Genomic DNA, 19741 nt, shown 5'->3' on the forward strand with positions numbered 1-19741 from the left:
CAAACCGCTAAAATGAATTTTAAAAAATTACCAGCTATTGAAGAAATTAGAAAAATAATTGAAGAATTAAAATCTTATGATCTGACAGAAATTTCTGATGACGAATTATTCAATAAAATTAGGGAATTATCATTTATCCCATTTCCTACGGCAATTTTAAAAAACAATTTTTACGTTGACAGGTTAAGAATGAACCAAGAAGATAAATTATTTTTATTCTATTGATGATATTAGTTATAGAAAAGACATTGAAAATATAAGAAATTACGGAAGAGCAAATTATCCAAATCAATCTATCTTTTATGGTGCTTTTGAATCTGAAAATATAAAACTTCCACGTTTTGTGAGCCTTATTGAAACAAGCGAAATTTTTCGTGATATGGAGAAAAACGGCAATCTTGACAAAAAGTTTTATGCAACACTTGGAAGATGGAAACTTAAAAAAGAAACAGAAGTTTTAGAGATTATCTTTTCAGAAGATTATTTGAAATCAGAAGAAAACAGAAGAGCATTTAATTATCATTGGAATAATTTAAAAAATCAACTTCCTGACTATGAAGAAAGGTTTAAATTAATTTTAGAATTTTTCACTTCAGAGTTTGCAAAAAAAATAATTGATAGTCACGAACGATATAAAATTTCGTCCTCCTATTTTAATCTTTCACTAAATTCTTCACCAAATATTGGTGGAGTAAAATATCCTAGTGTAAAAAGTGACTATTTGGGATATAATTTAGCTTTACTACCTGAATTTCTAGAGGAAAATTTTGAATTGGCAAATGTTTCTCTACTTGAAATAGACAAAAAAGGGAAAAGTACGACTGTAGAAATTGTCAATAATGTTGTTGATTTTGGTGAAAATTTAAAAAATTTCACTTGGGAAAATAAGGACTTCAACTAACAGGGTTTTACTTCAGGCGTGCTGAATTACAATAATCACGTTTTGTGCTTCAATTGAATTTTATATTTTAACTGAAAGTTGACGGTTCGTTTGACCGCCCATTGAGGCGCCCCAGAAAGTTAGTAGCAATGTTAAAAGACATCATAAAAAATATGGAATTCAGGCAACATTAAACGACTCGAAAGCTAAAGAATTATTTGATTTGATGAATAAAGAATATGCTCACATTCATAAAATAGGTTACCGCAGTATGCCACAAAATATGTACTTGGATTGGTTGGTGTCTTTAAAAACTGAAAGGGCAAAATATGAAGATACAAGGTTGCCGAAGTAAGCTACTTGGATAAACTTTTTAAAGGAATTACACAAACATTAGTAAAAGCATAGTTAGAGACGAAAAAGATCAATTTGTTTCAACGGTAAAATACAAGAAACCAGTCTTAACATCCATATTCGAGGTTTGATAATATTTAAAGGAAATTTAAAATGTTTAGGTAAAAATGAATCACAAATTGAAATGGGTTCTGACTTCTTCTTTAGTAGTTAAATATTGACTGTCAATAAGTTTCCAATTAATTGGATCATCGCTCAATTCATCACAATAGTGTTCTCCATTAGCTAGAAGAGTGTCTTCAGGAATTTTATAAAGTATATGTGTACTACATACTTCTGGCTTAAAATATTTTTCGACAGTTTCCACAGGTATAACTATGTTTGCACCACAATAGTCAGTTTGTACGCTTGGAAACATTACTCCCTCGATCTTAGGATGCTCAAGTATTAAATTTGTGTAGGCAACTGAGATTTTATAATCATCATTTTTTTCTATTTTTCTTGCAAATTCTTCACTAATAAATATTAAAAATTCTTTATAAAACTCTATATCGTCGTCATCCAAGTCATTTGCAAATCCAATTTGGCTCTCAAAACTTCTTTTAATATCCGGATTATTTTTGATTGCTTCTTTTGCAAAAACTATTTCTGCAACAAAAAAATATTCTTTATTTCTCCATCTGCTTATAGTATATTTTTCACCATCAATGTTATAGCCCTTTTTATCCTGAAACAATTTTGAAGTTTCTGCAATTGCAGTCACTCTAGGATGATCAATTACTGAAGTTTTAATTGCTCCATAGAACATCACTTGATGTGGTTTATTTGCACGACCGTATTCGGTAAGGCAATTATTTATTACGTCTCTATCCTTGATGTAACCTAGGTCATCAATACTATTATATAGAGCATCTCCATCGTTCAATCTTGCTCTGTCTACTATTGAATTTTTGAAAAATTTCGCTTCAGGAATTGGAATCTTTTTAATAGATTCTCTTAATAAGTTATAAATCTCATCGTAAGAAATCTCATCTAATTTTTTTGAAAACTCTTTTAGTTTTTCAAATGCTTCTTCTTTAGTCATATCATCGAAATAGAAATGTAGAATTATTTATTGATTAGCTTTTCCAATTTCTCCAACATCTCATCTTTTTGTTTCAACATCCTTTCGTAAAGTGCTGTTTTTTCACTATTAAGTTTCTTTATTTCTTCTAATGCTTCAATCCATTTCTCAGAAGTATTAATTGTAGGATTTATTTGAAATAATTGACCAGTTGCATTGTCGTTGACTGTCGTTACTGTATTTGCGATAATATTTATTGCCTGTTCTTCGTCAAAATTCTGGAAAGCTTCAACAGGAATTTTCAGTGCTTGAGATATTGCTTTTAGCAAATTTTCATCTATCACATCCTTTTGTTCAAGCAAAGAAATTTTCTTCTGATTCCAATCATCACCCAAGTCCAAAGCTAAAGCTTCCTGCTTGATCCCTAACATTTCTCTAAAGCGTTTTACATTTCTTCCCTGATGTATTTTCTGTTCCATAGCGGTTATCAAATTTTAAAGGCTCAAAGATAAAGCCATTTCTATTAATTCGTCTGAATTGTAAAGTTAAAAAATTATCCTGTAAAATATCCTTTTTTGAGGATATAATACCCATAATCAGTATTGATTACCCACTTTTAAGATTTGAAATTAGCTTCTAATCATTTGATCTAATTATTATGAAAAAGAAGAAAATAGATTTAGAATCTGAGTTTTGGTATCGGGGTACAAAACTTTCCTGTTTGACATTGTTGGATGCATTTTTCGAAATTGATGATATTGTCGCTGTAAAAGAAAGGCTATGTGATGTTAAAAACTATTCAACACAGCCCAAAGTATTGATGAAGGACGATCCTTCATTGATCTTTCATTTTTACCTATGCATTCGTTCATTTGTTAGGGCTAGTTATCTCATACAATTCAAAAGTGAAAAATGGAAACTAAATGACCCTCCGGAATATAAATCCCCATTGCTACAAGGTTTCCTTTCAGATGAAGAATTTCGAAATCCCTTTCTTGTCTTTCAAAAAGCTTTCAAAGAATTTAGTTTGAAAGAGTTTGAATATTTTATTACAGAAACTATCTATTTCTCATTAGCCAATTCTTACGATATACCTACTGATACCAATGTAGCGCATTTCATCCATTTGACTAAAATGCTGGATGCTGCACAAATCATTCTTGAACTTGGGATTGAAAGAGTCAAAAAGTAAAACATCTAGAATAATTTATTTCTGCAAAATGGAATTTTCTTTTGTGATGAGAATTAGTTTCCAAAATACAAAATCATATTAAAATGAAAAATAACAAAATATCCCTAGAAACTCATTTTTGGTCGTCGCAAGATATTGAAGATCCCTTTGAATTATTAGATACTTTTTTTGAATATGCCAACTTAGATTACTATAAAGAAACTTTGGATCAGGCTTTATTGTATACGAATAAACTAAAAATTTACAAAATAGAAAACCCTGGACAATCATTTATTTTTTATACGGCACTTCGTTCTTTTGTAAGATGCTGTAGTCTTTTACAGTTCAAAGACAAAAATTGGAAAATAAAGAAGCCGTCCAGATCTTTATCCTGTCTCTATTAAGGCTCTTTAACCTTTGAAGAATTTCAGAACCCTTTCATCGTATTTAAAAAAGCATTTACTGAAATAACTCTCGAAAAATTTGAATTTTTCCTTTGCGAGATTGTTCACCTTTCATTATCGCCTTACGCAGAGGAGTTTGAATATGATTTAATTACGCCCTACATCCATCTAACCAAAATGTTGGATGCATCTCGGCTTATTCACGAAAGAGGCGTCAAAAAATTAAAAGATAAAAAATCCGGTTCCGAAGAATAATATATCTTCTGAAGGAATTGAATACCTAATCATCTCTGACCAACTTTATTTATTTAAAAATTTAATATGAGAAATAAAGAAACAAGGAAAGAAAGAATCATCAACTCAATGGAGATGGTGGAAACGAGCTTTAAATTATTGTCGGACAAAAGGCAGATAGATGAACTGGATAAAGGAATCTATCGGCTGTTAGGTAAATTAGGAAATTCGCAAGTCACTGAACTTTTTGACCGCTATCCCAGATTGATGCAAAAATACAGTAGCAAGGAATTGTTTTCGGGAAACATAGAAATTCCTAACATTAATTCAGCCAATCTAAAGATTGCCGGACTACTCACATACCTGCAATTTCTGATTTCAAGCATTTCCGACTTTATAGACCAATCAGGGCGTATTATTCCTGCGGATGAAATTAAAAATGATAGATCCTATCAAGCTGAACATTATATCATTAATTCAATCCCTTTAGATGACTATATAGAGCATCTTTTTCTTACTGTAGTTTCTGCGACGGGAGAAGAATATTACAGAAAATTTATCGAAAAAACAGGTAATCCTGATTTTACAATTGATGAGATCCAGAAACTTGAAAACGATACCGAATTGCAGGAGCATATCGATCTAATGGCTTGGTTTGGCTTAGTCAGGATATTATTAGAATCTCTTTACTTCTATTTTAATCCCGAAAATCACAACCCAAAAATCAACTAATATGAAAACTTCAGAACAATTTTCATTCTCAAAACTCGAAAACGAATTTTTAGAATATTCTATCAAACAGCTTAACCAAGATTACATTGTCATCCAGATCTTTTATAATAAAAGTATACATTCTCAGGATTCCCATCTAATTATACATTTAGAACACAAGACGGATATTGAGAAGCTAAAACAAAAACACTGGATTAAAAATGCCTACGCTGAGCATAAAGTACACATCCATTTATTTTACAATACTCAACTCCATCACAAGTTTGAATCAGGACATCCCTTTGTCGAATTTTACTGCAAACCATCTGCTTTGATGTATCAAAATGAGCATTATGGAAATCACCTTATGATTGACAGAAATTGGAAGAAGTTCAATAAAAAGTTTGAAAATTACAAGGAAAGATTTTATCACGATTGCAATTTATTGCTGTCTCAAACCCGTGAATTTATTAATGCCGGTTCATTCGTCAGTGTTTTTCTCAGCTATGAAAAGGTGATCAGGTATGACTTGGAATTTCTTGAAAACCTATATACAGGATCTTCTTCTGATTCAAAAAATTTGCACGAGCGTATTTATTATTTAATACGCTATGCTCCCGAGATTCAAAAATATTTTGTGAAACAAAATGGAAAGGAGTATTATCTGATCAGTTTATTTGACAAAGCAAGAAGATCAGCTCGTGAGGATGAACCTATGTATGATAACGAATTCTTTGACGCTGTTGGTATTGTAGAAGAAGGTCTTTCCAGTATGATAGAACAACGCTTAGACCAATTAAAAAAACAGATCAAAAAATCACCTCTTGACATTGCGATACCTAATGAAACACCGAATGTTTTGGCGGATCACAATGATAAAATTATTGACAAGGCTGTCAAAATCATTATAAAGTTGGAAAATATAGAGGAAATCTATCTGTTCCATAAAGCCATCTATGGAAACAATATTACCTATTATCTGCTTATAATTGCTCATAACGTGAGTAATGAGAAACTAAGAGAGAAACAATATTATCTTAAAAGTAAAACTGGGAAACAATATGATTTTGTGCTTATCAGCCACGACCGAAATTGGATTCAGCAACACCTGTACAAGTATCAGAATTTCTTTGTGAACATTATACAGGGCAAAAACAGGATCTATGCTTCAAATCCTTATCATCCCAAGCCTCATTGGGAGTTTCCACATCATCCGCATCAAGACTTGGATGATTATTACAAATCAGCAAAAGGCAATGCCTTACAGTTTTTGAGTATGGTTGGGAATGAAAACGAAAACCATCAGGGAATACCATATATTTTCGCTTTGTTCTTTCTTTCGTTTTGCAGAACCTACATTTTTGTCAGGCTTTGCTATATGCCCAATTATTTGTCCTTTCAGTCATTGTGGCAACTATGTTTATATGGCAATCCGGATCTGATACGCAATCAACATTTATACGATGGATTCCTGCAAAAACTTATTCCCACTTTGGAATACCATAAGATTCTGCGCCATAAGTTTACTTGTCTTGATAAGGAAGTAATAAATCAAATGAAAGTTCTTGTGGAAAAACTGATGAATGAGCTTGATGAATTGGTAATCGAAGAAGGATTAATTGATAAAACAGAATAAGGATGGAAGAATTGAATGAACCTCTAAGCAAAGCTATCATCCGGTTTATAGAAGACCACCCACCAAAAACTATGAAAAGAAATCTTTTTTCATTATTTGTAGACTACATTTATACCTTAAAAGGAGGAACTCCAAATGATCTGGATAACATTTTGTTTGATTTTAAAGAACTTTTTATTCTTCTTGACAAAATAGAGGATGAAATTGGGAAGCAGGGTGAAGATTATGATTAGCACCTAAAATTCAAAAACCCCTACAAACAGAATATTTATAGGGGTTTTTGAAAATATAGAGGACTTATTATGATATTTTTGGTATAATTTTTTTAATTCAAATTGCAAATTGGATGTATGCTAAAAACATCATAGTTATTATTGAATCTACTTCACTATTAGAATATGGAAAAATCAGCCACCCCAAACCAGCAGATTTTCCCACATTCCAACAGAGGACAACAACAAGAGTTTTAAAAACATTAGTTTAAGAATAATTATTCTTTATCAGAATTTTAAAAAATGTATTTATATTTCTATTTTGAAGAAAATTTAAATTTCTTTAATTCCCAATTCTCTCAAAAATTCATTATGTTTTTCAGTGTTTATTTTTATGCTTTCATTAATTGAGGATAATTTTAGATTAACATCTTTTAAGTCAATTTGAATTTCGTCATCTGATGTGTTTACATATCTCGAAATATTCAGGTTAAAGCCATTTTTTTCGATTTCTTCCATTGAAACCCTGCGAGAATAACGTTCTCTTTCCTGACGAAATTGATAGGTTTCTACAATGGTTTGGATATGTTGATCGCTTAAATTATTTTGTCGCTTTTCTTTCTCAAAATGTGCTGCTGCATTGATAAATAAAACATCATCTTGTTTTTTGCATTTTTTCAAAACCAAAATACTAACCGGAATTCCTGTTGAATAGAATAAATTGGATGGTAAAGCTATAACTGTATCTATATGATTGTCTTTTAGTAATTTGGTGCGTATGCGTTCTTCTGCACCACCACGAAATAGAACACCGTGAGGTAAGATGATTGCCATTGTTCCACCATCTTTTAAAAAATGAAAACCGTGTAGTAGAAAAGAAAAATCAGCTGCAGATTTTGGAGCTAATCCATAACTTTTGAAACGAAAATCCTCTGCCAAAGTATCGTTTGGCTCCCAACGCAAGCTAAAAGGCGGATTGGCTACGATTGCATCAAACTCTACTTTTTTACTTGGATTCAATTCATTCAATATGTCCCATTGGTTAAGTAAAGTATCTCCGTGGAATATTTCAAATTCGGTGTCTTTCATACCGTGCAGAAGCATATTCATTCTGGCAAGGTTGTAAGTCGTAACGTTTTTTTCCTGTCCGTAAATTTTTCCGATATGACCGCCGTTTTTTTCTATTTGGTGGCGAACATTCAATAACAAAGAGCCAGAACCACACGCAAAATCCAGTACTTTATCTAATTTTTTTTTCTTTCCTGTTGTAGGATCTTGGCTGTCTAACGTAACAATTTCTGAAAGGATTGAAGAAATTTGTTGAGGGGTGTAAAATTCTCCTGCTTTTTTTCCAGAACCAGCGGCAAATTTCCCAATCAAATATTCATAAGCATCTCCAAGCGTGTCGGAATCTGTAGAAAAATCAGCAATGCCTTCCGCTATTTTTTTGATGATTTTACAAAGCGCATCATTTCTGTCTTTTGGTGTTTTTCCTAATTTTTCAGAATTTAAGTTGATCTCAGAAAATAATCCTTTAAATGAGCTTTTAAACGATTCGTCTTCTATATATCGAAAGCCTTTTTGTAGAGTTTGGAGTAAGTCATCGTTCTGAGTACGTGCGAGTTCTGTAATATTACTCCACAGAAATTTGGGTTCAATTACGTAATGTACTTTTTTACGCATTTGTTCCTCAAATTCTGCTACATCTTCCTGATTATTGTTGTACCAAGTTTCCAGTGGTGGTGGAACAGCGAAATCCGGTCTTAGATCTTTGGATTCATTTGGTGGATAATCGGTTCCTAATTCCTTTTTGGCAGCCTGTTCGTAATTAAAGGATAAGTAGCGTAAGAATAGAAACGAAAGCATATAATCACGGAAATCATCCGCATTCATAGCTCCTCTTAAATCATTGGCAATGTCCCAAAGTGTATCGCCTAGTTTTTTATGTTGGTCTTTTTGTGTCATACTTTTGTTGTTTCTGTTTGGATTTCATCATTAAATATATTTGGAAAATCAAATTTGTATTTTTCCAGAAATCCATTTAAAATTCTTTTAAAAAGTGTTTTGTTATCGTCGCCCATTTCAACAGGATCGAATATGGAATATTTTCCGTGGCTGAATAACTGTAGAGCTCGTTCTAAAAGCACTTCATCTTCTAATCCATCAATGCATTTGTCTATTTTATCGTAGCCGAAGAAGGTTGCTGTTTTTTCCAAAATACTCCTCAAGGAATTAAAGTGATAAGTATAAATTTTGTTTGATTCAGCGATTTTCTTTAGTTCACTAAGTGTTGCTATGTGATGAAAGAAAGGTGTATCGTTAGTATCTTGTAAAACATAACCATTACTTCCTTTATTGTGTAAAAAATAGCGTTTATTCTTAACTTTTCTACCAAACTCATTGTAAAGAACATTAAAAAATAAGCTGTGATGGGTAGAAACCACTGTTTTTATTTGATTATTTTCACTCGTGAGTAAATTGCATAAATCACAGGCTATGGCAATAGCATTATTATCATCAAGTGAAGATATAGGATCATCGATATAAATATATTTTACCCAACTGTAAGCAGAATCTTTGTCGATAGCTAACTGACAAATGGCAAGAAAAAAGCACCAAATAAATAAGGTTTCTTCACCTCTCGATATTTTAATATTTTCTACAGTTTGTTCATTTCCATCAACAATAATACTTCTTGAAAAAGATACTGTGGATGTATCGTAATCAATATCAAATTTTATATCTACATAATTGTTAAAGAAAGATTCTATTTTGACATCTAAATCCAATTCACGCAATCCGTTAAAAAATGCAGAATCTGGGTTCAGCTTAAGGGTTCTGATTATATCGTTTTCTAAGTCATTGTTCCAAGAGAATAAATCTTCCGTAAAAGCATTAAAATATAAGGTATCTCTACTTGTAACATTGCCGTCATCATCAAAAGTTTTCCCTGCTTGCTTGAACTCCATAGAGAGTCTGGTTTTACCTGTAGCATTATGAGCAAAGAATAATATTAAATCTTTTTCCTTGCGATTATCTCCAATTAAATCCTTTCGAAAATGTTGCACTATCTCTGTTAAACTTGCAATATTGGTTATTGTACTCATTCCTTAATCAATAATTTTTGGAAACAAACCTTGCATTAATCCTTTTTTATGCTGTTTCAATTGTTGTATTTTCTCTGTTTGGGCAGTTATTAATTCATCTAAAGAAGATAGACAAGACGCTATTCTTTGTTGTTCTTTGACTGAGGGAACTTGAATTGACAATTCTTTAAAGTATGGTAAGCCAATAGTCTTAATTGTACTTCCAATCGCAATACTTTCAAAAATAGGTTTTAAAATTTGAAAAATGTAATATAAAAACCAATTTGAAAGTTTAGACTCGTCACAATTCCATACAATAAAATGTTGACTTACTGCCATTTCGGTGTAAAGAACGGCACTTTTACCGACTCCAGCATCGCGGCTAAGAATTACAGTGCCTGCCGGATGAAGTACAGCAGAGGAATTAGCAATTCCTTCTTTCGATATCTGAATTTTAGTGGTGTATATATATCTATTATCAAGTTTATTTGAATCAGCGAGTGATACCCAATTTATCTTCCCATTGTAATAGTTAGATATTTGTTTATTGGGAGTATGTCCAGATCCTCTTTTTGCTAAGTTTTCCAACTTTTCCTCTCTCCATTCTCCATCCAGCTTAAACTTCGGAAAACGATATTTTGGAACTTTTTCTCCCTTTTGCGGAAAAAGATTTTGCATTAAACCTTTTTTATGATCTTTAAGTAAGTTTAATTTTATGATGTGTACGTCAATCAGTTCATCTAAAGAAGATAGACAGGAAGCGATTTTTTGTTGTTCTGCTTTATTTTCCACAAATGGTAATTGGCAGGTAATTATTTGGCTTGGATAAATATGTTTAACAGTAGTCCCTGAAACCAATTTGATAATTTCACTCTTAGAATGATTAAGCAGATAACTAAGGAAAACCGAATCAACATTAGTTTTTGGCCTAAGAATGTTCATATCACCACCTAAAATAACATTGTCAAGCATTATAGCTGATGCTTTTGCTAAACCATCCGGTGTAACATCTGAACTCGGCATTAAAACGTCTCCTGCTTTACTTCTAAAAGTACCACTTTTATCGGTTTTTGAATAAACAACTGAAATTACTTCGTTATATTTTGTAAATAATTCGCCATAATGAATACAAGGTTCTGTCCCATTTTCATTCATATCAGCTTTGGAAAATATTCCTCCTCTGTAAACATCACATACATCCGAAACGGTAGTAATGACATAATTTTCGGAGAATTCAGGAAAACGCAATTGGGGAATTAATTTTTTATTCTTCGTCATTTTCTGCTTCTGTTGCGTTTATTTCGTTAAGTATCAAAGTTTGCAGTTCTTCTTTTGGTAGTAATAATTGGTATTCCGCTACGCCAATAGGTTTGTTGATGTCTTGTAATGCGATTTCCACATCCAAATGGTCTTTGTCGGCACAAAGAATAATGCCAATTGATTGATTTTCGTTTTTGCCTTTTTCAAGTTTATCAAGCAAAGAAAGATAAAGGTTCATTTTTCCTACATATTCCGCTTTGAAGCTTCCTATTTTTAGTTCAATAGCCACCAACGACTGCAAACCTCTGTGGAAGAAAAGCATATCTACAAAGTATTCTTTGTTGTTGTATTCCAAGCGATATTGGTTTCCGATAAATGAAAAGCCTTTACCTAGTTCCAATACAAAAGCTCTGATTTTTGTGATTAGTCGGTTTTCTAATTCCAATTCTTTTATAGGTTCTGTTATTCCCAAAAACCCGAGATTATAAGAGCTTTTAAATACTTCGTTGGCATATTCAGCATTTAGTTCGGGCAATGTGTTATTAAAATTATTGCTATTCGACTGGTTTTCGCTTCTGCTGTAACTCTCCATCTTAATAGCGTTCAGCAACAAATCTCTCGACCAACCTTTCGTAACGACTTCGTTGGCATAAAATTCTACAGCAGAAAGGGATTGCACTTTCTCTAACAATAGTAAATTATGTCGCCACGGCAAAACTGCTACGCTGCGTAGCAGTTTTGTATCTGATTGATAATAACGCTCATAGAAGCGTTTCATATTCCATAAATTACGAGGCGAAAGTCCCATATCAGGAAACTCATTTTTGAGGTCAATGGATAATTGTTTTACAACGCCACTTCCGTAACCCTCTTCCAATTGTTTTTCAAAGAGTAATTTTCCCAAATTCCAATACACTGAATTTGCAGAACTGTTTACCTGTTTTGCAATTATGGTTCGGGCAGTTTTGATTTGGTTAATCGCTTGAAATAAAATTTCGCTATAATCCGAATCGTTTATGTTTGTCTGGGGTCTGTTGCTCATTTCATTCTTTTGATTATTCATAAGCTGCCAATCCACTTATTTCCTTGCCATTTGCCAATTTTTTTAATTGAGGAACTAGGTCTTCCATCAATACTAATTCTTTTGTTCTCCTTTCTTTCCAGCTTAATTCGAAGGGCACTAGTAAATCTGTTAGTTTTTCACCATCAAATATCATTCGGCTCATTATTTCATCGATAAAGATTTTCAGGTCATTAATATGTAAGCCATTTTTTTGAGCAATGGCTGCCATTTCTTTATCGTATTTATTATTTATAAATTGTTCAAAATTACGGTTTAGTTCAGTTTCAGTTTGCCCAACTGACCAATCGAGTTGATCGATAAACTCTGCCAAATCTTCCTCTTGACCTATGAAATTAGAATTGGATTTCAGCAATCTTTTTATCTGTTCTTTAGACATATTCTGTTTACCCGGCTTCTTACCCAAATTTTCTGCTGTCAATTTCATTATGTAATCGTAATCAATTACGGCAGAAGCAAATAAAACGAATTCAAAATCTAATTGTTGAATTTCAAGAGGAGTATTTTCACCATCTTTTTGTTGTCTTTCTTGAAATTTCTTAGCAGTTTCTATATATGAACTTCGGAATTCTTGAAAGGTTTCTTTTGGTAAAATAGCTTCAATTTTAGCTTTTTGCTCTTCATCTAAATCGGTGTATTGATCTAATTGGGTTTTTAACCTTTGTACTTCTTTAAAGTTCTTCACAAAAGCAATCCGAGCAGTATCTCCTTTCAAATTATAAACTTCTTTCGGTTCATTAACCAAGTTTTGATCCTGCATAAATATCCCTAAAGTTTCTACCGCTTCTATAAATTTATCAATTACTTTAGGTGCAGGATCAACCAACCAAATTTCTCTTGCACTTTCGCTACTTTTGCCACAGAAAAGAGCAATTGCTTGATTCACAGATTCTTGCTGCGAACGGAAGTCCAAAATATTACCATAAGGTTTTGTATTGTTCAAAACACGGTTTGTTCTGGAAAATGCTTGAATCAATCCGTGGTATTTCAGATTTTTATCTACGTAAAGTGTATTTAGATATTTACTATCAAACCCTGTAAGCAACATATCCACAACAATGGTAATATCAATTTTCTTTTTATGAGGAAGTTCTTTATTAGTCCATTTTTGATCTTTAATACGTCTCTGTACATCTTGATAATACAAATCAAATTCATTAATCGTATGACTTGTACCAAATTGTTTATTGTAGTCGAGAATAATTTCCATTAAAGCTTTTTTCTTTTCTTCAGGATTGGTTTGATTATCTAGCTTTTCTTGTTGTAAATCTTCTTGCAATTGCTTTACATCGGCAGCATTTTTTTGACTTTTTTGATCGCCATCTTTCGCAATTAATTGAGAAGGGGGAGAAAATACACAAGCAATGTTCAAAGGAACATATTCAGAATTTTCCGATTGTTTTTTTATTTGAGTTTGTTTTAATAGCTGATAATATTCAATTGCATTATTAATGGAAGCTGTTGCAAATACAGCATTAAATTTTCTTGAATTGGTGGCATCATCGTGCTTTTTCAAAATAGCCTCCACAATTGCCTGCTGCGAAATAGCTTCTCCAGATTTAGGATTTTGTGACCCTTCTCCTTTATAGTAATCTATATGGAAACGTAATACATTTTCATCATCAATGGCGTTTGTAATAGTATATTCGTGAAGCGGTTTTTCAAAAATATCCTTTGTCGTTTTGTAGGTTTCATATTCTCCTTCTCGTATTTTATAAGTGGAATTGTCGGGGAAAATGGGTGTGCCTGTAAAACCAAATAACTGAGCATTAGGAAAGAACTCTTTGATTGCTTTATGGTTTTCTCCAAACTGCGAACGGTGGCATTCGTCAAAGATGAACACGACACGTTTATTGCTTAACGGTTCCAAGCGCTCTTTGTAGTTTCTTTTATTGGATCCATCAAGAGCTAATCCTAATTTTTGGATTGTAGTAACAATCACTTTATCAGCATAGTCTGTTGATAATAGTCTTCTGACTAAAGTTTCTGTGTTGGTGTTTTCTTCAACACTGCCTTCCTGAAATTTATTAAATTCTTCTCGAGTTTGTCGGTCAAGATCTTTTCTATCTACCACAAACAAACACTTTTCAATATCTGGATTGTTTTTTAATAAAGTAGAAGCCTTGAAAGAGGTAAGAGTTTTTCCACTTCCTGTGGTGTGCCATATATATCCGTTGCCCCTATTGTCTTTTATGCAATCAACAATTGCCTTTACAGCATAAATCTGGTATGGTCTCATCACAAGAATTTTCTGCTCAATTTGAACCAATACCATATACTTACTTATCATTTCCCCCAGTGTACACTTTGGCAAAAAATTTTCAGTAAAATCATTGAGATTGTTGATCTTTTTGTTATTTATATCTGCCAATTCATATACAGGTAAGAATTGCTCTTCTGCATTAAAAGAAAAATGTTGATTTTTGTTATTGGCAAAATATAAAGTTTTACCACCATTACTCACGATAAATAATTGCATAAAGCAAAGTAGAGAATTGCCATAACCATTGCCAGATTCATTTTTATAATCTACAATTTGTTGCATTGCTTTCCTATGCGAAATATCTCCTTTTTTTAATTCAATTTGAACCATTGGCAAACCATTAATGAGCAATATCACATCATATCTTTGGAAACTATTTTCAGTATTAATACGTAATTGACTGATAACTTCAAAATCATTTTTGCACCAATCTTTAATATTCACTAAAGTATAGTGTAGAGGTGTCCCATCTTCACGTAGAAAATATTGTTTTTCACGCAAAACCTTAGATGCTTCAAATACATCTGGTTTTATTATATCTTCTCGTAATCTTAAAAACTCGCTCTCGGTTAATCTCACACGATTAAGCTCTTCAAATTTTGCTCTAAAGTTTTGTTCTAGTGTTTTTCGATCAATTATATCAGAACGATAGATATATTTCAGATCGTTTAGTTGTTGAATAAGGGAGTTTTCAATATTGGTCTCTTTGGTCATAGTCGTTTGAGAAAATTTGGTCAAATTTATTTAAAAAGAATTGTAGTTTCGTTATATTACTAGATAAATATTGGATTATTAAGTTATCATTATTTTTTTAGAACATCCCTACAATTACATCATCAACTTCACTGTCCTTAAAATCATCAAGATAATTTTCAGTTGTGCTTAGCCTTTTATGTCCAAGCGATTGTTTAATAATATTGATATTTACATCTTTCCTGAGAGCTGTCGTCGCAAAAGTATGACGAGCTGTATAGAATGTGATATTTTTATCAATTTTGCAAAGTTTCAAAATCTCTTTTAGTTGTCTATTGTAATATGAACGCACGCTGTCTTTTCGTTTTTTCATTTCGTCAGGCGTATACTCTTTGATAGTTTTATTTAAAATAGGGAAAATGTACGGTGTTTCGGAGGGTCTGTATATTTTATAAAATTGAAGTATTTCTTCTATAATAGGAATATTAGGGAGTTTAACTTTCAGTAAAACATCAGTTTTATTTCGATTGTAATTGAATTGAAAATTTTCCATATCTGACCATTTCAATTCTGCCAAATCGGTAAAATTCATACCTCGGGCATAATAACTGAATATGTATAAATATCTGGCATTTTTTGCAGAAGGTATCTGTTCTGTATCGAAATTTAAAAATATCCCAAATTCTTTTTCTGTTAAAGCTTTCCTTAAATTACGTTTTTTATACTTTGAGATTTTAAAGTCTCTAAATGGGTAATATTGTGGCTGAACAATCTTATAATTAATTGCTTTGTTGTAAATGGTGCGAATATTACGCATATAAACGCCAATTCCGCCATCATTTGCTCCTCGCTTCCTGAGAAAGTTTTCGAAATTAGTTAAAAATTGAAAATCGATATTTTCAAATTTATAGTTTGCTAAATCTTTTTTAAATTTTTGAAGTGCTTTCAATGCTTCATTCATTGAAGTTGAGTAACTAATCTGTCCATTTTCATAAAGTTTCTCGATTTCCTTTTGAAATAGTTCGCACAAAGTAAACCCTTGCTTATCTTTTTGAGAATAGTATTTATCAAAGAGAATAAGATTATAGCTTTCGTAATCTTTTTCTAACAGGCTAATGGCATCTGATGCCGAATCTTTCATTTTTCTTAGAGTTTTATTAAAAGAAAGATGATTACGGAATTTTGATGTAAATTCGCCTTGATTCTCATTCCATTCTGAAAGTTTACAAGAGAATGGGGTTGAATAGAATTTTGATTTACGATCAATAGTTACACGTAAATAAATTGGATATAACCCATTTTTTAATACGTTCTTTTTGCTTACAATTTTAATACTGGTGTTCATTAAGTTTTGTTTTAAGTTTAATATGAGTACAACATATTATACTTTACGGTGATAATTAATGAAACCAAAAATAGATTTAAAAGGTCGTAACTAAAAGATAATCAATGCTTTTGAATCTTAATGAAAGATAATGCAAAGCATCGGTAGTCTTCTCATAATCAGGTGGTCCCTGGTTCGAGCCCAGGTGGGACCACAATAAAATCAAACACTTACAGTAATGTAGGTGTTTTTTTTTGTTACTAAGGCTGTTTTTCAATAGTTTACTATACTGTTGGGTTTTTAAATACTCAACATTTTATCAATTTTCAAATTAATTTTATTGTCTAAAAGGCATTCTATTAGGTGTACCATTTTTCTATTTTGGTGTACCATATTCTAAATTATAAATCAATGAATAACAGTAAATTATCAATACTTTTTCTTTTGTAAAAAGTTAAAATAAATCAACAAGGAAAATGCCCTATAAGATGTAGGATTACATTCCAACAAGATAGGAAAGAGTTTTCTTTAGGGTTATTCATAAGCCCTAATTATTGGAATAACAAACAGCAGAAAGCTAAGCCACCTAATGAAGAGAATACTTTTATCAATTCCCAATTAAGCCTGATTAAGAATGAAATTAATCAGGCTTTTTTATTTTTACAGGTTAATGAAGAAGAGTTTGATGTGGAAGATATTTTCTTGCAGTACAAAGGAGATGCTCCTAAAAGGAATAAAACTATATTACAGCTCTTTCAAGAACATAATGATAGAATTGAAAAGCTGATTGATAAGGAATATTCTATAGCAACCTTATGGAAGTTTAAACAAGCAAGACAACTATTAAAAGACTTTATTAAGTACTCTTTTAATAAGGGAGACTATCATTTTAAAAATTTGGATTTAAAATTTATTCAAGATTATGAATTCTTCCTAAAGGCAGAGAGGTCTTTAGCTCTTGCAACTACTAACAAGATGATACAGAGGTTCAGAAAGATAGTCAACTTGCTATATATCAAGATATTATACATAAAGAGCCATTTACAAGTTACAAGGTAAAGCATGTCAAAAAAGAAATTACTTATTTGACTAAAGAAGAGCTATCTAAAATTGAAAAATATCAATTTACAGCAGAGAGATTACAAATAGTAGCAGATATGTTTATATTCTGTTGCTATAGTGGACTAGCTTATAATGAGATGGCTAATTTGGAAAAATCTCATATTATAAATGGTTTTGATGGGAATGAATGGATTAATATGAAAAGAGCCAAAACTCAGCAAACCTTATCAATTCCACTGCTTAATAAAAGTAAAATGATGATTGAAAAATATAAGAATGTTGATGAAACAAAAGTTTTACCCAGTTTAAGTAATCAAAAGTTTAATACTTATCTAAAGGAAATAGCTGATATAGTTGGAATAGATAAAAGGCTTACTCATCATTTGGCAAGAAGAACCTTTGCTACAACTGTTTTATTATATAATGATGTGCCTATGGAAATTGTGAGTGAACTTTTAGGACACTCAAAAATTACTATAACTCAAGAACATTATGCTAAAGTAGTTAATAAGAAAGTGAGTGAGCAAATGATTAAACTTAATAGTAAGTTATAATAAGAAAGGTGGTTACTCCCACCTTTCTATTTTTAATTTTGGTTTATTTCCAATGTAATCTTTCATAACTTTCTTCAAAACAGTTTGAACATAAATTACATTTTCCTGTGTTGTTATAATAGAGTCATGAAGTGTGAAAATTGGAACATGAGGTTTGTCTTGGGTAATTTTCTTACATGCTTTATACAAGACTAAGTCTGCTTCAAGATTTTGAAGAGCAATAGCCAATTCATTATGTTTTTCATTTTTTATTTCTCTAATTACTTTATATACATTTGGAAAAATTTTCTTAAAGATTTTTATTGAATTATTATATCTGATTACATTATTCTTGCTAAATATTGTGCTAAAAGTAATATCCTTAACATGACTCCTCATTTCATGATCAGGAATATCAAGAAATTCACCATTTTCTTGAAGAAGTTTTCCAAATTCCTCATAAAATTGTCCTGAAGAAACTATACTTTTAAAAAGTATTACATCTTTTTTCCTCTGAAATACTTTCAATCAAAACTCCAAACATAATAGAAGTAAGTGTAAGACCTCAAGAATCTCCTGTAAATCTAGAACTAAGAAGTGTAGCAGATAATGCTTCCTTTGAAAAGAAATCTATCAGAGACCTTTTCCTAGATGATAATGAGAGTAGTTTTGAAGATGCACAAGTTTTCTATCCAAGTAGGATGAATGAGGAGAACTCAAATGTACTAGTAGAAAAAGAGGTTAAGCAAGTAGAAGTTCAGCCTTTTTTAATGCCTATAAGTAAACAAAACGAAATACAGATTATTTCTACAAATACTACTCCTAATCAACTAGTGTCACAACAGTACTATGAACCTAGCCCTTTTATTCTAGCTAATACAGAGGAAGCTACATTACATCACTTACAGAATGATTGCATTATTCCTGTATTTAGAGACAGTGAGCAAACCATAGCTCATTTCCAGTTAATCAATACTGTGCAAGAATGTATTGCAAAGGCATTTCCATATCCTAGTTCAGATAAACCTGAAATTTGTGTCAGTCATAAAGTTTCTGGTAGGATTCCTAAGGCACTTCATAAACCTGTTAAAGAGCTATTAGATAATGAGAAAACCTTATTTTGGGAAAGAATGGCTTTTATCATCAAGATTCCAAGTATTATAAATGGGAATGAATTGTCTTTAACAATTGGAGGAATTAGAAGCTATAAATCTTCAAATCTATTCAATAAGAAGTCAATGGAGCATTTTAAGGTATTTTGTGGATTTCAAGTAAAGGTTTGTTCCAATTTATGTGTTTGGTCTGATGGTTTTGTTGATGATTTAAGAGCTAGTTCAGTTCAAGAACTGCAAGCTAAAATACTCCAGTTGTTACAAAACTATAATGCAGAACATCATTTATCTGAAATGAAACAGCTTACAGATTATTCACTTACAGAATCTCAATTTGCTAGTTTAATTGGTAGAAGTAGATTATATCAGCATTTACCTAAATCTGAAAAGCAGAATATTCCCTTGTTGAACTTTAATGACAGCCATATCAGCACAATGGCAAAGGATTATTATGAAGACAAAAATTTCTGTAGGCAAGAGGATGGTAGGATAAACTTGTGGGATGTCTATAACCTCTTTACACAGGCTAATAAGTCTTCATACATAGATACCTTCCTAGATAGAAATTTGAATGCTTTTGAATTTTCAAAAGGTATTCAGAAAGCACTCAATGATAGTTCTAATTATCATTGGTTTTTGAGTTGATAATATCCCCACTTCTA

General features: G+C 31.6%; 18 protein-coding genes and 1 pseudogene. 10 read left to right on the forward strand and 9 right to left on the reverse strand.

The annotated features are described in order from the left end of the window. Positions 1 to 12 precede the first annotated feature (12 nt). Both BW964_RS19055 and BW964_RS19060 read left to right on the forward strand, forming a co-directional pair. Positions 13 to 225 carry a hypothetical protein gene (locus tag BW964_RS19055; RefSeq protein ID WP_076509648.1) on the forward strand — a complete coding sequence of 71 codons (213 nt, stop codon included), beginning with the start codon at positions 13 to 15 and terminating at the stop codon, positions 223 to 225. Between the two features lie 118 nt (positions 226 to 343). Beyond that, positions 344 to 901, forward strand: a complete 558-nt coding sequence (locus BW964_RS19060; protein WP_123911916.1) for a hypothetical protein — start codon at positions 344 to 346, stop codon at positions 899 to 901. A gap of 505 nt (positions 902 to 1406) precedes the next feature. Here BW964_RS19060 and BW964_RS19065 read toward each other — a convergent pair. Then, positions 1407 to 2318 (reverse strand): hypothetical protein, encoded by a 912-nt coding sequence (locus BW964_RS19065; RefSeq protein ID WP_076509652.1) that lies wholly within the window; start codon positions 2316 to 2318, stop codon positions 1407 to 1409. Positions 2319 to 2341: 23 nt separating this feature from the next. After that, positions 2342 to 2776, reverse strand: coding sequence for a helix-turn-helix domain-containing protein (locus BW964_RS19070; protein ID WP_076509654.1), 435 nt, complete (start codon positions 2774 to 2776; stop codon positions 2342 to 2344). Between the two features lie 179 nt (positions 2777 to 2955). Between BW964_RS19070 and BW964_RS19075 the strand changes: the two genes are divergently transcribed. From BW964_RS19075 to BW964_RS19095, 4 genes are all read left to right on the forward strand, one after another. Next, positions 2956 to 3489, forward strand: coding sequence for a hypothetical protein (locus BW964_RS19075; RefSeq protein ID WP_076509656.1), 534 nt, complete (start codon positions 2956 to 2958; stop codon positions 3487 to 3489). Positions 3490 to 4193: 704 nt separating this feature from the next. Continuing rightward, entirely contained in the window at positions 4194 to 4838 is a 645-nt protein-coding gene (locus BW964_RS19085) for a hypothetical protein (RefSeq protein ID WP_076509658.1), read from the forward strand. Position 4839: 1 nt separating this feature from the next. Next, complete coding sequence (locus BW964_RS19090; protein WP_076509660.1) at positions 4840 to 6453, forward strand: hypothetical protein; 1614 nt, start codon at positions 4840 to 4842, stop codon at positions 6451 to 6453. Positions 6454 to 6455: 2 nt separating this feature from the next. Next, positions 6456 to 6686: a hypothetical protein gene (locus tag BW964_RS19095; protein ID WP_076509662.1), complete on the forward strand. Its 231-nt coding sequence runs from the start codon at positions 6456 to 6458 to the stop codon at positions 6684 to 6686. A gap of 312 nt (positions 6687 to 6998) precedes the next feature. On the opposite strand, the gene BW964_RS19100 is transcribed toward BW964_RS19095, so the two are convergent. The 6 genes from BW964_RS19100 to BW964_RS19125 all read right to left on the reverse strand — a co-directional run bounded on the left by BW964_RS19100 (position 6999) and on the right by BW964_RS19125 (position 16393). Beyond that, positions 6999 to 8630, reverse strand: coding sequence for a type I restriction-modification system subunit M (locus BW964_RS19100; protein ID WP_076509664.1), 1632 nt, complete (start codon positions 8628 to 8630; stop codon positions 6999 to 7001). After that, positions 8627 to 9772 (reverse strand): AAA family ATPase, encoded by a 1146-nt coding sequence (locus tag BW964_RS19105; protein WP_076509666.1) that lies wholly within the window; start codon positions 9770 to 9772, stop codon positions 8627 to 8629. Before BW964_RS19105 ends, BW964_RS19100 begins: the two co-directional genes overlap by 4 nt. 3 nt (positions 9773 to 9775) lie before the next feature. Continuing rightward, positions 9776 to 11029 (reverse strand): restriction endonuclease subunit S, encoded by a 1254-nt coding sequence (locus BW964_RS19110; RefSeq protein WP_076509668.1) that lies wholly within the window; start codon positions 11027 to 11029, stop codon positions 9776 to 9778. Continuing rightward, positions 11016 to 12053, reverse strand: a complete 1038-nt coding sequence (locus BW964_RS19115) for a PDDEXK nuclease domain-containing protein (RefSeq protein WP_076509896.1) — start codon at positions 12051 to 12053, stop codon at positions 11016 to 11018. Before BW964_RS19115 ends, BW964_RS19110 begins: the two co-directional genes overlap by 14 nt. Before the next feature lie 13 nt (positions 12054 to 12066). Next, the gene (locus tag BW964_RS19120) at positions 12067 to 15069 is read right to left on the reverse strand and encodes a type I restriction endonuclease subunit R (RefSeq protein WP_076509670.1); all 3003 of its coding nucleotides are present in this window, start codon (positions 15067 to 15069) and stop codon (positions 12067 to 12069) included. Positions 15070 to 15166: 97 nt separating this feature from the next. Beyond that, positions 15167 to 16393 carry a site-specific integrase gene (locus BW964_RS19125; protein WP_076509672.1) on the reverse strand — a complete coding sequence of 409 codons (1227 nt, stop codon included), beginning with the start codon at positions 16391 to 16393 and terminating at the stop codon, positions 15167 to 15169. 474 nt (positions 16394 to 16867) lie between these two features. Between BW964_RS19125 and BW964_RS22850 the strand changes: the two are divergent. The 3 genes and pseudogenes from BW964_RS22850 to BW964_RS22750 form a co-directional block, all read left to right on the forward strand. Beyond that, positions 16868 to 17011, forward strand: a pseudogene (locus BW964_RS22850) (Arm DNA-binding domain-containing protein); the annotation flags it as partial. Positions 17012 to 17059: 48 nt separating this feature from the next. Beyond that, positions 17060 to 17431 (forward strand): phage integrase SAM-like domain-containing protein, encoded by a 372-nt coding sequence (locus BW964_RS22855; RefSeq protein ID WP_262484551.1) that lies wholly within the window; start codon positions 17060 to 17062, stop codon positions 17429 to 17431. 26 nt (positions 17432 to 17457) lie between these two features. Beyond that, positions 17458 to 17988, forward strand: coding sequence for a site-specific integrase (locus BW964_RS22750; protein ID WP_228431926.1), 531 nt, complete (start codon positions 17458 to 17460; stop codon positions 17986 to 17988). Between the two features lie 12 nt (positions 17989 to 18000). Here the strand turns inward: BW964_RS22750 and BW964_RS19135 are convergent, their stop codons facing one another. Further along, positions 18001 to 18495 (reverse strand): hypothetical protein, encoded by a 495-nt coding sequence (locus BW964_RS19135; protein ID WP_076509674.1) that lies wholly within the window; start codon positions 18493 to 18495, stop codon positions 18001 to 18003. Positions 18496 to 18668: 173 nt separating this feature from the next. On the opposite strand from BW964_RS19135, the gene BW964_RS19140 reads away from it, so the two are divergent. Next, positions 18669 to 19724, forward strand: a complete 1056-nt coding sequence (locus BW964_RS19140; protein ID WP_228431928.1) for a DUF3871 family protein — start codon at positions 18669 to 18671, stop codon at positions 19722 to 19724. Positions 19725 to 19741 lie beyond the last annotated feature (17 nt).

This window comes from Chryseobacterium shigense (genome assembly GCF_900156575.1).
GTDB lineage: Bacteria > Bacteroidota > Bacteroidia > Flavobacteriales > Weeksellaceae > Chryseobacterium > Chryseobacterium shigense.